We start from the raw sequence: 14,466 nt of genomic DNA, 5'->3' as shown, positions 1-14,466 counted from the left end.
GACGGCGACATGCTGCTGCTCTACACCGACGGCGTCACCGAAGCCCGCTCGCCCAAAGGAGCCTTCTACCCCCTCACCGAGCGCGCCGCCTCCGCGCCCACGTCCGGGCCCGAGGCCCTGCTCCGCCACATCCATCGCGACCTGCTGGAGCACGTCGGCCACGAACCGGGCGACGACGCCGCTCTCCTGGCCATCGAACGCTACGGCGCCCACCACCTCCACCGACCGCACACCACGGCTCGCCCCCTCGACGGCCACCGTCGGCTCGACTCCGGCTCAAAGCCGGTTCCGGAGGGCCCTTCCTGAGCCCTCGCCCCATGCTGTCCTGATCGTCTTGCCGACGCCCTGCAGGGCGACAAAGCTGGCAGTGGGAAGAATTCGAACAACCTCAGAGCGGAGAGGGAGCCCGCAGACCGGAGAAGAGAAGACCAAAGGAAGAGGGAGTCATGACGACGCAAAGGTCCGAGACGTCGGCGACTCCGGAGGACGCGACTCCGACCGTGGCCAGGCAGCCCGACGGTTACGGTAAGCGGATCGGGGAGGTAGCGGAAATAACCGTTCTCTTCGATGCCAAGCCGGGCGGGGCGGAGAGATTCCGCCAGAACGCCGCCAAGATCCAGGACGAGGCCTTTCACTACGAGAAGCTCGTCGGCACTGTCCACGACTTCCGCGTCACCTTCATCAACAATGACACGCAGATCATCGGCGCGGTCACCTATGACGGTGACTTCAAGCCGTACATGGCGGACATCTTCGCCAACGCCGGACCGTGGTTCGACGAGATGTTCGAAGGTGTCGCGGAGGGCTATCCCGGGGCGACCGATCCGCACATCGTCGACTGGCTGGCGACGAAGATCGTGGAGGCCGACATGTGGTACGCCTCCAATCCGACCATGACAGTCGAGGACACCGCCAAGGCACAGAAGGTCACGCAGGCGTTCAACACGCTGCTGGATGCGGCGGCCGACTAACGGCATGGCCCCCGTCGGTCGAAGCCCCCTGGGCGGGCCGGCCGTCGGAAACCCCCTCCCTCCAGGAGTTGTTTTCCGTCCCAGGTGCCGTGGCCGTGGCACCTGGCACATCATCCAGGCGGCCCGGCAACGGCGCGCGATCGCCGGACCCGGCCCTTCAGTGAAGGTCGCACCGCCATGTCCGACCACCTCTCCGGTACCCGCGCCGAGGTCGACCCAGCCATTGACCTGGCCGACCTCTACGCCTTTCCCAGCCCCTCCCAAACGGGTCGGCTCGTCCTCGTCATGGACGTCTTTCCCAATGCCCGCCCAGGGGCTCTGTTCTCCGACGCCGCCAGCTACCGGTTCCGAGTCCGTCCCGCAGCCATTGCGGCGGATCATCCCGGTGCGCTCTTCGAGGTGGGCGCCCATGAGTATGCGTTCACCTGCACGTTTTCCGGCCCGGTCGAGTCCGACGCCGACGGGGAGGTGACGCAGTGGGGAACGTGCGTGCTCCCGGACGGGGAGGCGGTCGCGTTCCAGGTGAACGACGACCGGGGCGGCGACGGCCACGGCGTTCGCGTCTACGCCGGGTTGCGGCTGGATCCCTTCTTCATGGATGTCGGCAAGGAGGTGGAGACGCGGGCGGAGCGACGGCTCGCCTTCCTCCCGAGGGGCACCAACTCCCTGGAAGGCGTCGATGTCCTGACCGTCGTCGTCGAGTTCGATGTGGCAAGGCTGCTCGGACCGGCCGCGGGCACCGTGTTCGCCGTTGCCGCGGAAACCGTCACGGCCGGCCCCTATCCCGTGCGCCTGGAGCGGCTCGGCCGCCCGGAGGTGAAGAACGTCCTGATGTCGGAGAACGGGGTCGACACCGCGAACAGGATCGTGGATCTGCGCGATCTCTACAACGAAGAAGATCCATTCCGGCCCGGGCCGCACTACATGGGCGCCTACCGGTCGCGGCTGAACGCCAACCTGGCCTTCTTCGACGGTCTGGACGGCAAGCTGGACTGGCAGACAGACCAGGACGGGGCCCATCCGCTGACCAACCTGCTGCTCGCCGACTTCCTGGTCGTGGACGTGGCCAAGCCGTACGCCGAGGACGGCTACTTCGAGATCGAGCGCGCCCTGCTGGAGGGACGGGCGCACACGACCTGTGGCGGCCGCACGCTCAACGACGACGTCATCGACACGCTGTACACGCTGATCGTCAACGCCTTCCACGGCCCACGGATCAGCGACGGCGTCGACCGGGCGACCACGCCGGCCTCCCGCGAATTCCCGTATCTGGCACCGCCCAACCCCGACCCACCTGTGCCCGTGTCCGTTCCTACGCCCACCGCGAGCCAATGAGAGCGGTTCCGCAACGGCCGGCTGCGTGAGCAACGGGATGCGACTCGATCCTGCCGACGGTCCGGCGACGACGGCCGGGGTGATCGCCATGGGCAACCTGAATGCTCGCATCGAGGGCCTTACCGGCCAGGCGACACGGGAAAGCCTGAGCGGTGACGGGTGGGGCGAGTTGGTGGAGCTGACCGCCCTGCGCGGGCACGTGCTGGGCCGTATCGACGAGGCCGAGCGCGCCGCGTCGCTGGCCGAGGCGTTCGTCGACCGGGCACCGAACGATCCGCGGTCCCGTGTGGCCCGCGCCAGGCTGGCCGCCCTCTTTCATCGGTTCCCGGCAGCGCTGGCCGATCTCGACGCGGCAGCCGCGCTGGGACTCGATCGGCGGAGCCTGGACGAGGAGCGGGCTGCCATCCATCAGGGGGTCGGGCGGTACGACGAGGCCCTCGCCCAGTATCAGAAGGCGCTGCTGCGACGGCACGGCTTCAGCGCCCTGGCCGCCCTGGCCCGCTGTCACGCCGAGCGCGGGCAGGTGGCCGAGGCCGAGAGGTGGTTTCTGGCGGCGAGACGCGGCTACCGCGGGGTGAGTCCGTTCCCGCTCGCGGTGCTCGCATTCCAGTGCGGGCAGACGTGGCTGTGCACGGGCGACCTCGCACGCGCGCGCATATGGCTGGAGTCGGCGGTTCGCCGACTGCCGGCCTACGTGCCGGCGCAGGGCCGGATCGCCGAGATCGATGCGGCCGAAGGCAGGGCCACCGTGGCGATCGGCCACCTGCGCCGGCTGGCGCTGGAGAGTGACGATCCGCAGTACGCGGCCCAGCTCGCCCGCATCCTGGCCGCGCGGGAGGCACGGGTCGAGGCAGAGTTCTGGCGCGCGCACGCCGCTGCTCGCTACGAGAGCTTGATGGCGCGCCATCCTGAGGCGTACGCCGATCACGCGGCGGAGTTCTGGCTGACGGCCGGCGCCGACCCTCAGCGGGCCCTTGCCCTGGCGCGGCAGAACCTCGCCCTCCGGCCGACGCCACGCGCCCGGGCGCTCGTGGATCGCGCGACCTGCCGTGTCGGACAGCACCAATAGATCCGAAAATTGATACAAATCGGCCGACGTCTGATCGAGGGGACGACATGGCGACGGTCGAAGGCGCAGCCCTGCAGCTGGACGAGATTCAGGGCATTGTGCTGCGCACCCGGCCGTCACCCTACGTCGGCACCTACATCCTGCTGCGTGTGGACGACCCCGGCGCCGGCCGTGAGCTGATGGGGCGCCTGGCCGGACTGGTCGACTCAGCTGCCAACTGGTGGCAGCCGCCCCTGCCGGCGCTCCTCAACGTCGCCGTGACGTACCGGGGGCTCGAAGCGCTCCAGGTGCCGCAGAGCTCCCTGAACAGCTTCCCCGAGGAGTTCCGGCAGGGCATGGCGGCACGGGCCGAGTTCCTGGGCGACACCGGCGAGAGCGCACCCGCACACTGGGAGCCGCCCTTCGGCACCGGCCAGGTACACGTCGTACTGTCCCTCGTCGCCGCCGACCAGGAGTCACTGGCCGTCGTCCTCGAGCGGGCCCGTCAGGCGCGCGCGCAGCTTCCCGGCCTTCAAGTGGTGTACCGGCAGGACCTCTACCAACTGGCTTCGGGGCACACCAGCTTCGGCTACAAGGACGGCATCAGCAACCCCGCGGTGGAAGGCAGCGGCGCGGACAGCCCACCGGGTGGCGGTCCCGTCCTCAAGGCGGGCGAGTTCGTGCTGGGCTATCCCGACCAGACCGGAAACCTGCCCCCGATGCCGGAGCCGGACGTGCTGGGCCGTAACGGCACGTTCGTGGTCTGGCGGAAGCTGCACACGCGCGTCGCCGCCTTCCGGCAGTATCTCAAGGCGAACGCCGCCGGCCCTGAAGAAGAGTCGCTGCTCGCCGCGAAGATCGTGGGCCGCTGGCCGAGCGGTGCCCCGTTGATCCTGGCGCCCGAGCACGACGACCCGGACCTGGGGGCGGACGAGCAGCGCAACAACGACTTCCTCTACGCGTCCGATCCGCACGGCGCGGTCTGCCCCCGTGGCGCCCACGCCAGGCGTGCCAATCCGCGTGACTCGGAGATCATCGGTGACGTGCACCTCCACCGCCTGATCCGGCGGAGCACCAGCTACGGGCCACCGCTGCCGGCCGGCGCTCTCGACGACGACGGCGCCGACCGCGGCATCGTGTTCATCGCGGTCAACGCGCATCTCGACCGTCAGTTCGAGTTCGTGAAGTCGCAATGGTTCAACGACGGCAACTTCACCGGCCTGGACGTGGAGAAGGACCTGCTCACGGGCGACAACGACGGCTCGGGCGTTTTCACGATCCCGCAACGCCCTGTCCGGCGTCGCCTGCACGGCGTCGAGCGCTTCGTCATCACTCGTGGCGGCGAGTACCTGTTCCTGCCGAGTCTGAGCGCGTTGCGCTGGCTGGCCAACCTTGGTGTCTGAGCCCGCCGTCAGGTGAACCGAGGGTTGCTGACGTCGATGGAGACCATTGTCTGTTCCAGGATCGGGCGGTTCTCCGCATCGCTTCGATAAGCCCGGCGTTTGGTGGGCAGGAGGATCCCGTCCGCCTCCACGGTGTCGTAGACGTACTGTGCCGCGGCGAACCCGCCCGCGATGTCGACGTGATAGTCGTGCCGGCGCAGGAGATGGTCGGGGCCGAAGTAGAAGTCCTGTTGGGTGCTGTGGCCGGCGATGTGGGACGGGAAGGTGGCCCGCACCCCCCGCCAGAGTTCGTCTCCTTCCCGCCATGGTTCGATCTCGGTGACGGCGAAGCCGGGCATCGCCAGCAGGAAGGGCGTGGTGAGATACGTCCACAGCGCATATCCGTTGAAGTAGGCGCGGTCCAGTGGGTCCCACGGGGTGTTGAGGTCGTGCCCTGTGAACGACTTGCGCGGTTCGTCGCGTTCGGCCACGACGCGGCCGTCGAGTTTTTCGATGCTGATTCGGTCGGCGGTGAAGTCGGTCTTCTGGTCGGGAGCGCCGAACGGCATCACGGAGGCGTGCTGCTCGTGCAGCCAGACGGTCATCTCCCGGGGGGGTGGGGTCCTGCGGCATCCCCTTGATGACGAACATGTCGCCACCGCTGACGATGGTGGCGCGAACCGCGGTGAGTGCGTTCCAGCGGTCGAGGCCACCATGGGCGTCGAGGGCCTCTGCGAGCAACGAGTTCATGTCGGTCTCCTGCTCGGTCGTGCCGGGCGGCGGTGGCCGAAGCGGCGTCGATCGGGCGGCCCGGCCCGCCAGCAGGGGTTCGGTGAATGCCCGAATGGTTGATTGCGCAGCGCAATCCCGGGTGAGGCGGCGCCGAACCAGAGGCTCAGTCAGAAGTCACGGACCGCTTTCGTCTCGTAGATGACCGAGCCTGCCTGCAACGGGATCGTCAGTGCCGCAGGGTCGGTCTGCCGACGGGTCGAGAGCGTGCCGTAGACCACGAATCGCGCGCGTGGAGCGAGGCATGAGTGATCTTCCGTCTCTCAGGGCCCGAGGAACTCGGTGGCCGCTGCGGACAACAGCGATGCTGATACCGGCGTCCTCACCGGCACCCCGGCTGTCATCGGAGCGCCTGAACCACGCCGGTCAGCCGCGGGCGAATTCGAGGAGGTCGGCATTGAACCGTTCCGCGAACTCGGGCACCATCGACAGGCCGTGCGGAGCACCCGAGTAGACCTTGAAGGTCACGTCCTTGACGAGCTGTGACGATTTCTGCGCGGAGGCCACGATGGGGACGATCTGGTCGTCGTCGCCGTGAATGATCAGCGTGGGAATGTCGAACGTCTTCAGGTCCTCGGTGAGGTCGGTCTCCGAGAACGCCTTGACGCAGTCGTAGGCGGCCTTGATGCCGACCGTCATGCTCCAGAGCCAGAACTCGTCGCGGGTTCCCTGGGAGACGGTCGTTCCTTCGCGGTTGGCGCCGTAGAAGGGGGCACTGAGGTCTTTGTAGTACTGGGAACGGTCCGTCAGCACGCCTTTCCTGATGTCGTCGAAGACCTCGATCGGCAGCCCCTCCGGATTCGCATCCGTCCTGAGCATCAACGGGGGGATCGCACCCAGCAGGACCGCCTTGGCGACACGGCCCGTGCCGTGCCGGCCGATGTAGCGCGTGACCTCTCCGCCACCGGTCGAGTGACCGACCAGGATCATGTCGCGGAGGTCGAGGGCTTCGGTGACGGAGGCGAGATCGTCGGCGTACGTGTCGAGGTCGTTCCCCTTCCAGGGCTGGCCCGAGCGTCCGCCCCCGCGCCGGTCGTGGGCCACGACCCGGAAGCCGTTGTCCGCCATCAGCATCAGCTGCGGATCCCACGCGTCCGCGATCAGCGGCCAGCCGTGGGAGAAGACCACCGGCTGACCCGATCCCCAGTCCTTGAAATAGATCTGCGTGCCGTCCTCGGCAGTGGCGAAGGCCATGATCGCTCCTCCAACACTTGTCCGGAAGTTCCGCTTCATAAGAATTCAGCGCACGGGCCGCAAGGGGAATGTCACGCAACGACCGGCAGCGGACGCAAAAGGCGACGGAGAGGCCGACAGCGGAAGCGGCCCATGAGCGCGTCGTATCAGCCACGCTACTCGCAGAGCCCCACGCCAGCACGCCGGGCGGACCGCGGCGACCGGACAGGGAACGACGGGTGCGCGACTGAAGGAGCAGCGGGCCCCGAACGGCCCGTGGGGGCAGCGGCCGGTGTCATGAACGGCGATGAGCAGTTGCTGCGCCGCCGCGTGTACGGCCAGGACCAGCAGACCTACGCCACTCTCATAGGCGGCCCGCTGGACGGTCCGCTCACGAGAGCCTGCCGGCCTCGCCCGTGATCCCGATTCTCCGTTGCACCGGTCGAGTCGCACTGCCGATTCGGGATCAGGCATCACTCGCCTGGGGGGCGCTGAGTGTGTAGGTGGTTCCGACGCTGGTCTGCACCCATGCGTCCGGGAGGGCTGCGGCGAGGGTGTGCTGGGCGCGCCAGCCGGTGCAGTGACCGGGGACGATCAGCTCGGGTGCGAGTTCGGTGAGCGCGGCCACCGTCGGGCCGATGACCGGCTCGAAGGCGGGACCGCTCAGGTGGAAGCCGCCGATGAGGGCCAGCAGTTGGCTGACGCCGGTCAGCCTCATGGCGTGCCGGATGATGTTGACCACTCCGGCGTGGCCGCACCCGGTGATGACGACAAGTCCCCGGCCGCGCACGTTGATGACGAGTGCCTGGTCGTCGATGACGGCCGGGTCGTGTCGCCAGCTGTTCCCGTCCCAGGCTTGGTGTGCCTGCGACATGCCGTGCTCGAACTCGGTGACGCGGTCCACCTCGCCGGTGATCAGGATGGCGCCGGCCAGCAGCGACGGCTGCCGCCGCTCGATCACCTCGAACCCTTCGCGTTCCAGGGCACCCCGTGACAGGGTCGGCATCTCCAGACCCTGGCCGGCGGGCAGTGCCAGGCGGCGGCGGGTCCAGACCGCGGGGTGGACGGTCAGCGGCAGGCCGGAGCGCCCGCGCAGCCGGGCCAGGCCGTCGAAGCCGCCCGCGTGGTCGAAGTGCCCGTGGCTGAGCACGACGCCCTGCAGGCCGCCGACATCGATGCCAAGACGCTCGGCGTTCACCGCCAGCGCGTCAGGCGACGCTCCGGTGTCGAACAGCAGCGTGCTGCTTGCGTTCCCGCTCTGGACGGTGACCAGGGCGGAGAAGCCGTGCTCGGCACGCAGCCCCGCGAGGGCCTCTCCGCCGGCGAACTGCCGCGCGGCGGTGCGCCCGGCGCCCACCGACGCCCGGGTGACTCCCTCGGCAGAGGCCAGCAGGGCGTCGAAGGTGTTGTCGACCATCGTCGTGACCCTGACCTCGTCGGCCTCGGGCAGCGTCACCGGCTCGACGGCCGGCCCCTCCGCGATGCGAGGCGCCGTCCACGCCGCCTCGGTCGCCGAGTGCCCATGATCGTCGCACATGCTAGAAAGCGCCTCCCCGCCCATACGACCGGCCGGCGAAGCAGGACCAGGTACAAGCCGCAGGCCCACGGCGGTCGCGCCGGCCGGACCGGCCGCAGGCGCCGTGCGGCGGGGTCATGCTTCCACCCGCGCGGGCGGGACGACGACGTCGATGAGCCCGGTGGCCACGTCGTACACGAGCCCTGAGACGAAGACTCCGGCCCGAAGCTTCTGCTTGAGGGTTTCGACGTCGACGCGGACGGCGGTGACCGGGTCGGTGACCGCCTTGGCGTCCAGGTCTCCGGCCGGAACTTCGAAGTAATCGGCCAGCAGTTCGGGGAACGCGGCCAGGTCCGTGATGCCGCAGTCGGTGTGGTGCAGGACCGCATAGTGGTTGTCACCCGGGCGAGGGCCGCCCGTGCGGGCCTGCACGACCTTGGAGAGCATCTCCAGCGTTCGGAGTGTCGCGGGCGTGACCCGCCCTCCGACGTTGCGGATCACCGCCGCCTCGCCGAGCTCGAGCCCGAGCACGGTGGACGGGTCGACACGTGGGTCGACGCAGCCGATGACCGTCAGACTGCCGCTGGGCATGATCTTGAGACTGGCGAATGATCCGCCGTCGGCGAACCCGGCGTTCCGCTTGGCTAGCTCGTCCGTGTCGATCACTGTGCCGGTAACCCCGTCTCGCTCTGAGCGTGGCCCCCTGGTGACGCCGACGGCGACCTCCCGTTGCCGCCCATCCTGGCCCGCCGCTGCCTCCCATGCCACTCGGCTCTGCGACACATGGTGATCACGCAGGTCAACGGATTAATGATCATGATTCGGCACGAAGCCGAGGTCTCGGACAGCGGTGACAAACGGAATCATCGCCGGCCAGGACACGCTGAGCGACCGCGCTTGATGCGGCGCTGCACGGAGCCCCATGACCGGCCGGTCCGGCCGGGTCGACCACGGCGGTGATCTCGGTGATGTGGCCGTCGGTGACGTGATGGTGAAGGCGAGGAGGGAAGGCGGGGTGCCCTCCTTGCTCCAGGAGATGATGTCGGGGTGGACGGTCGCCGCATGTCCTCGTGCCGGGCTGCCGGCCACTCGCGTGCGGGTGGCTACTTCGGTGGCCCGAGCGGAGCCCTTGCGTTCACTCGTCCTGAAAACTCCCGGAGGATCAGCTCGCCGGCAGGGAAGTCTGCCCTGAAGGCGCCGGAGTCAACGCGCGTGGTCACGGTGGTCGTGCCCTGGGGAGCGTTGTGCCAGGGCTTGGGAGCGTGTGATGACCTCGTCCGTGGACACGGCGCCGAGGCCGGCGAGTACGTCTTCCAGGGCGCCCAGCCATAGCCGGTAGTAGTGGTATGGCTCGTCCTGCTCCCGTGAGGCTGTCCAGGCGGTGATCCGGGCGATCAGCGCGGTCTGGAATTCCGGCCAGCTGAAGACGCCCGCCTCGTACAGGGTGACGGCCATGCCGAAGGCACGGCTTTCCCACGGCTCGGCGAACACCAGCTCGCCGTTGGAGCGGGGAGGTGCTGCCGGGCCCTCGGCGTCCAGCGGCGTGCTCACGGTGTCCCCACCCTGGCTACGCCGACCATCGCATCCCTGGTGATCAGCGGCACGAGTTCTTCTTCCGTGAGGCGCTCGGTGCCGGGTGGACGCTCGGGCAGTACGAGCCAGCGCACCTCGCTGGTGGAGTCCCGGACGATGATCCGCACATCGTCGTCGAGCGTGAGTCCCATCTCGGCCAGCACCGTGCGCGGCTCCCTGACCATGCGCGCGCGGTAGGCGGGGTCCTTGTACCAGCTCGGCGGCAGGCCGAGGACCGGCCACGGGTAGCACGAGCACAGCGTGCACACCACGACGTTGTGGGTGGTCGGGGTGTTCTCGACCACGACGATGTGCTCGCCCTGCTGTCCCGAGAAGCCGAGTTCCTTGATGGCGGCGGTGCCGTCCTCGAGCAGACGCCGCCGGTAGTCGGGGTCCGTCCACGCCCTGGCGACGACCTTGGCACCGTTGAGTGGACCCACGCTCGTCTCATAGCGGGTGATGATCGCGTCCATGGCCTTCGGGTCGATCAGGCCGCGCTCGGTGAGCAGTTGCTCGAGTGCCTCGGTGCGCAGCGCCACGGAAGGGCTCTCGTCGGAGCCGCCGGTGGTGGTCATGCGGTGGTCTCCAGATAGCTCTCGTACATGTCCACGGTGACGGTGAAGAGTTCGGCATCGGCGCCCCACAGTTCCCGTGAGTCGAACCGCACCGAGTAGACGTGTTCGGGGTTCTCGCCCATGAAGTGCGCATTGGTGTCCGGCAGCACATGGGCGGGCTGGATGATCTCGACGACTCCGCTGTGTCCCCGGACGTAGCGCGGCAGTCGAGTGTGCCCGGGCACGGACATGTTCCTGGCGCGTACGCGATCGCCTACGCCGAAGGCCGGTGAGGTCTCCACGGACCGCAGTGAGCCCTCGGCGGTGGGGGCGTACCGGGGCGGGGCCGGTTCCGGGAGCGGTGGCTCCTCCACGTGTTCGCCGTGCAGGTTACGGGCGCGGGCCTCGACCGCACCGGGCGCCAGCACGGAGTGTTCGGTGAGCATCAGCTCTCCGGCGTTGAGCCATCGCCCGAAGTAGCCGTCGTCCAGGTAGGCGGCGCGGTCCAGGCGCTCCAACGCATGCCGGAAGGCATCCGTGTTGACGCCGCCGAAGGCAACGCGGCTGGAGAGAATCGCCAGCGCGAATGCCTTGCGCTCCCAGTCCTCCGCGAAGACGCGCTCCTCGCGATCCGGTGGATGAACGCGTCCCCAGCCCTGGGTGCCTCCCATGTCGGCAATACCGTCCATGCCATGGCCTCTCATTTGCCGCAAAGGCGGACATGTCCATCGTATTTGGCTGATGCGTATGTGGCTGATGTCTGTGACGTCACGCCGTACGCCGTACTGCATCGTTCACTGCGTCGGCGACGAGGCGGCTCGGCCCGGTCATTGGGCCCGATGCAGCCGGTGTTCAAGCGGCCGGGGTCCGCCGCCCGGGTCGGTTCATGTCCTCGACGGTCGGTCGACGAAGGCGGCCGCGGCCTGTTCATCTGCACTCAGCTCACACACGACCGGAGTATCCGCTACACCAACGACGCGACGGCGGTCTGGGCCGAGCAAGCCCTCTCCCGTCCCGCGGAGGACCCCTGCGGCGACGCGTCGTGTACCGAGGCGCTCAGGCTCACCCGCGCCTGCCGTGCCGGCCGGAGGAACCATGGCGTGGTGGCGGTGGCTGCGAGTCGTCAGCGGCCGGCCGCGATCAGCGCAGCAGGACGCCGAAGACCATGTGGAAGAAGGCGTCGAAGGGAGCGGAGGTCTTGTCGGCCCGGGCCGCGATCAGCGTGCCCTCCCAGGCGCTGAGGATGAACAGCGCGGCCTCCTCGACGTCGAGAGCGGCGTCCAGCTCACCTGCTTCCCGGGCTTCGGTGAGCACCCGCCGGATATGCGCGGCCCACCGTTGGAATCCGCCCTGGACGGCGGAGCGGATCTCCTCGGAGTGGTCCGCCACCTCGGCGCCGAGATTGCCCACCAGGCATCCGCGGGCGAAGCCGCTGTCGACCGTGTCCGCGCCCAGGAACTCGAAGTGCGCCCGAAGCCGCTCCAGAGCAGGGCGCCCGGGCGTGTCGAGCAGGTCGAACCGCAACCCGGCGGCGTAGCGGCTCAGTGCCTCGAGGGCGCTCTCCTCCTTGCTGGCGAAGTGGTTGTAGAACGAGCCCTTGGGAGCCCCGGCCGCCGAGGTGATGTCGCTGATGCCCGTGGCATGGAAGCCCCGCGTGCGGAACTGCTCCAGGGCTGCCTGCGCGATCTCCTCGCGCTTGGACGCGCGTGCCATCCTCACCACCACCTCCCGGTCAATATGTCCGGTCGCCTTACCGCAGGTCAAACCCAGGCCACCGGGGAAGCGGCCCCCGCCCACATCGACACGTGGCCCACGTCTCGGCCCTCGGACCTGCTTGACTAAGTTTAAAGCGACCGGTCATATTGAAGTGACCGGTCATATTGGATGCCGGTCCCGCCCCAGCCTCGGCCCTCCGCGTGTCGGTCAGAGGCAGCACCGAGGAGAAGCGTCATGTCCGCGTACCGAGCATTCGAGGCCACCGGCGTGCACCAGCTCCGGCTCGTCGAGCGCGAGCTGGTCGACCCGGAGCCCGGACATGTCCGGCTCAGGGTGGAGGCGTGCGGTGTCTGCCACTCCGACGTGCTGGCGGTGGAGGGACTGCGCCCCGACCCGTCACGCCCCGTCGTCCCCGGCCACGAGATCGTCGGTGTGATCGATGCCGTGGGCGCGGGTGTCACCGCCTGGCGGCCCGGCGACCGCGTCGGCGTCGGCTTCCTGAACGGGCACTGCTGGCAGTGCGAACCGTGCCGCCGCGGCGACTTCGTCAACTGCCTCGACCAGGCACAGACCGGCACCACCATCGACGGCGGATACGCGGAGGTGACCTACGCCCGCGCGAGCGGACTGGTGCGCATCCCCGACGGCATGCCCGCCATCGAGGCGGCCCCGCTGCTGTGCGCCGGACTGACCACCTTCACCGCGCTCCAGCAGGCCTCCACCCGCGCGGGCGCCCTGGTCGCCGTGCAGGGGATCGGCGGGCTGGGGCACCTGGCCCTGCAGTACGCACGCAGCCTCGGACACCGTGTGGCCGCCATCGCCCGCGGCCAGGAGAAGGAGAAACTCGCCAGGGAGCTGGGCGCCCACGAGTACATCGACAGCACCGGCACCGACCCCGGCGCGGCGCTGGCCGACCTGGGTGGCGCCTCGGTCATCGTCGCCACGGCATCCAGCGGTACGTCCATGAACCCGCTGGTCCGCGGCCTGGCCCCGGGCGGCAGCCTGGTCGTGGTCGGTGCCGCCCCCGACCCGCTGACGGTCGCCACGGCCGACCTGATCTTCGGCACCCGCCGCATCGTCGGCAGCCTGACCGGATCGTCGATCCAGAACGAGGACAACCTCGCCTTCAGCCTCGCCCACGGCATCCGCCCCGCCACCGAGACCATGCCCTTCACCCGCGCCATGGACGCCTACGAGCGGATGCTCTCGGGCAAGGCCCGCTTCCGCGTCGTCCTGGACATGGACGCCTGACCACGCCACGACCCGCGCCGCCGGGCAGGCGAGTCCCGGCCCGCGCCCCTGGCAATCCCCTTGAGGTTTCCCCACATGACCGACATGGTCGACACGACAGAGCACACCAGCACGGCCCCGCGCGGCAGCGGGCCTGCGCGTTCAGCCGCCGGCATCGTCCCCCAAGTCAACGGTGCCGATGCAACCCGCGCTGCACGGATCAGGCTGCTGTCCATCTCCCTCGGCACCGCCGGCCTCGGCGGAGCCTGGCAGGCGGCGGTAACCACCTTTCCGCCCGCTCTGCAGGTCAGCGACGCGCTGTTCACCGTCAGCGGTCTCATCTGGTTGGTGTTGCTGGCCCAGTACCTGCGCCATGGCGGGACCAGGTGGCGCAACCTGCGCCACGACCTGCGTCATCCCGGCGATGGCTTCACCCTCGGGTACGTCCCCATCATCGGCATGCTGATCACAGGCCACTTCTCGCGGTACGGGATCACAGGCCCACGATGGGCCTACGCCGTGTTCGTCACCCTGGCCGCCCTCATCGCCGCACGCCTGCTCGCCCACTGGCTCACGGGTGCTCTGAGCGCAACAGTCCTGCACCCGGGCTACCTGCTGCCCGTCTCCTCCGCACCGTTCGTGGCGAGTGCTGTCGCCTCCACGCTCAGACTGCCCGATGTCGCTGACGCCGCCTTCGCGGTGGGGCTGTTGTACTGGCTCGCCTTCGGCACCGTCATCCTCGGCGGCCTCGTCACCGGTGGCCCCCTGCCCGGGCCCGCCCGCCCGGCCCTCACCGTCCTGACCATCCCGCCGGCGACCGGCGGAATCGCCTGGACCGCCGCTCACAAGGGCGTCTTCGATGCCGTCGGATACGGCTTCGCCGGGACCCTGCTCTTCACCGTCCTCCTCGTCGTCTTCCTCCTCCCCGAGCTGCGCCAGCCCTCGTTCCATCCGGGCCTGTGGATCTTCAGCTTCCCCATAGCGGCAAGCACCAATTTCGCCATCCGCTGGATCCACGCGTCCGAACTTCCCGGTGGGCCGGCCCTCACCGGCATCCTCCTTGCCGGTGCGACCTCGGCGCTGGGCCTGCTGGCCGCGGCGACCCTGCTCCACCGCGCCCGGCGAGCGCTTCCCAGCTGACTTCCGCTCCGGCCGCGGAGAGATGCCCGCCGGAGGCATC

General features: G+C 69.1%; 16 protein-coding genes. 8 read left to right on the top strand and 8 right to left on the bottom strand.

Annotated features, from left to right (window positions below; all coding sequences use genetic code 11):
* From ACWDEN_RS26665 to ACWDEN_RS26645, 5 genes are all read left to right on the top strand, one after another.
* Positions 1-306 (top strand): SpoIIE family protein phosphatase (locus ACWDEN_RS26665; RefSeq protein ID WP_450860274.1); only part of this gene is annotated, 306 nt, incomplete at its 5' end.
* A gap of 194 nt (positions 307-500) precedes the next feature.
* The gene (locus tag ACWDEN_RS26660; RefSeq protein ID WP_450860273.1) at positions 501-971 is read left to right on the top strand and encodes a hypothetical protein; all 471 of its coding nucleotides are present in this window, start codon (positions 501-503) and stop codon (positions 969-971) included.
* Between the two features lie 177 nt (positions 972-1,148).
* Complete coding sequence (locus ACWDEN_RS26655) at positions 1,149-2,306, top strand: DUF4331 family protein (RefSeq protein WP_351610209.1); 1,158 nt, start codon at positions 1,149-1,151, stop codon at positions 2,304-2,306.
* Between the two features lie 25 nt (positions 2,307-2,331).
* Positions 2,332-3,375 carry a tetratricopeptide repeat protein gene (locus ACWDEN_RS26650; RefSeq protein WP_351610211.1) on the top strand — a complete coding sequence of 348 codons (1,044 nt, stop codon included), beginning with the start codon at positions 2,332-2,334 and terminating at the stop codon, positions 3,373-3,375.
* Positions 3,376-3,422: 47 nt separating this feature from the next.
* Entirely contained in the window at positions 3,423-4,757 is a 1,335-nt protein-coding gene (locus ACWDEN_RS26645) for a Dyp-type peroxidase (RefSeq protein WP_351610214.1), read from the top strand.
* Between the two features lie 8 nt (positions 4,758-4,765).
* On the opposite strand, the gene ACWDEN_RS26640 is transcribed toward ACWDEN_RS26645, so the two are convergent.
* Both ACWDEN_RS26640 and ACWDEN_RS26635 read right to left on the bottom strand, forming a co-directional pair.
* Positions 4,766-5,341 (bottom strand): hypothetical protein, encoded by a 576-nt coding sequence (locus tag ACWDEN_RS26640; protein WP_351610216.1) that lies wholly within the window; start codon positions 5,339-5,341, stop codon positions 4,766-4,768.
* A 550-nt stretch (positions 5,342-5,891) separates the two neighbouring features.
* A complete protein-coding gene (locus tag ACWDEN_RS26635; RefSeq protein WP_351610219.1) occupies positions 5,892-6,719 on the bottom strand; it encodes an alpha/beta fold hydrolase in 828 nt (275 codons plus the stop codon).
* 276 nt (positions 6,720-6,995) lie between these two features.
* On the opposite strand from ACWDEN_RS26635, the gene ACWDEN_RS26630 reads away from it, so the two are divergent.
* Positions 6,996-7,118, top strand: a complete 123-nt coding sequence (locus ACWDEN_RS26630; protein ID WP_351610221.1) for a hypothetical protein — start codon at positions 6,996-6,998, stop codon at positions 7,116-7,118.
* 46 nt (positions 7,119-7,164) lie between these two features.
* On the opposite strand, the gene ACWDEN_RS26625 is transcribed toward ACWDEN_RS26630, so the two are convergent.
* The 6 genes from ACWDEN_RS26625 to ACWDEN_RS26600 form a co-directional block, all read right to left on the bottom strand.
* Positions 7,165-8,235 (bottom strand): MBL fold metallo-hydrolase, encoded by a 1,071-nt coding sequence (locus tag ACWDEN_RS26625; RefSeq protein WP_351610223.1) that lies wholly within the window; start codon positions 8,233-8,235, stop codon positions 7,165-7,167.
* 114 nt (positions 8,236-8,349) lie between these two features.
* Positions 8,350-8,805 (bottom strand): carbonic anhydrase, encoded by a 456-nt coding sequence (locus tag ACWDEN_RS26620; RefSeq protein WP_351610226.1) that lies wholly within the window; start codon positions 8,803-8,805, stop codon positions 8,350-8,352.
* A gap of 612 nt (positions 8,806-9,417) precedes the next feature.
* Positions 9,418-9,765, bottom strand: a complete 348-nt coding sequence (locus tag ACWDEN_RS26615) for a nitrile hydratase accessory protein (protein WP_351610228.1) — start codon at positions 9,763-9,765, stop codon at positions 9,418-9,420.
* A complete protein-coding gene (gene nthA, locus ACWDEN_RS26610; protein WP_351610231.1) occupies positions 9,762-10,361 on the bottom strand; it encodes a nitrile hydratase subunit alpha in 600 nt (199 codons plus the stop codon). The genes ACWDEN_RS26615 and nthA overlap by 4 nt, the downstream gene beginning before the upstream one ends.
* Complete coding sequence (gene nthB / locus ACWDEN_RS26605) at positions 10,358-11,029, bottom strand: nitrile hydratase subunit beta (protein WP_351610233.1); 672 nt, start codon at positions 11,027-11,029, stop codon at positions 10,358-10,360. Before nthB ends, nthA begins: the two co-directional genes overlap by 4 nt.
* Positions 11,030-11,480: 451 nt before the next feature.
* A complete protein-coding gene (locus ACWDEN_RS26600) occupies positions 11,481-12,053 on the bottom strand; it encodes a TetR/AcrR family transcriptional regulator (RefSeq protein WP_351610236.1) in 573 nt (190 codons plus the stop codon).
* A gap of 237 nt (positions 12,054-12,290) precedes the next feature.
* Between ACWDEN_RS26600 and ACWDEN_RS26595 the strand changes: the two genes are divergently transcribed.
* Together ACWDEN_RS26595 and ACWDEN_RS26590 are read left to right on the top strand one after the other, a co-directional pair.
* Complete coding sequence (locus ACWDEN_RS26595) at positions 12,291-13,307, top strand: alcohol dehydrogenase catalytic domain-containing protein (protein WP_351610238.1); 1,017 nt, start codon at positions 12,291-12,293, stop codon at positions 13,305-13,307.
* A gap of 75 nt (positions 13,308-13,382) precedes the next feature.
* A complete protein-coding gene (locus tag ACWDEN_RS26590; RefSeq protein ID WP_351610240.1) occupies positions 13,383-14,426 on the top strand; it encodes an SLAC1 family transporter in 1,044 nt (347 codons plus the stop codon).
* The last annotated feature ends 40 nt before the right edge of the window (positions 14,427-14,466 follow it).

This window comes from Streptomyces sp. NPDC001153 (assembly GCF_053598315.1).
The sequence above is the reverse complement of the archived record's forward strand: the minus strand, read 5'-3'. Positions and strand labels throughout refer to the sequence as shown.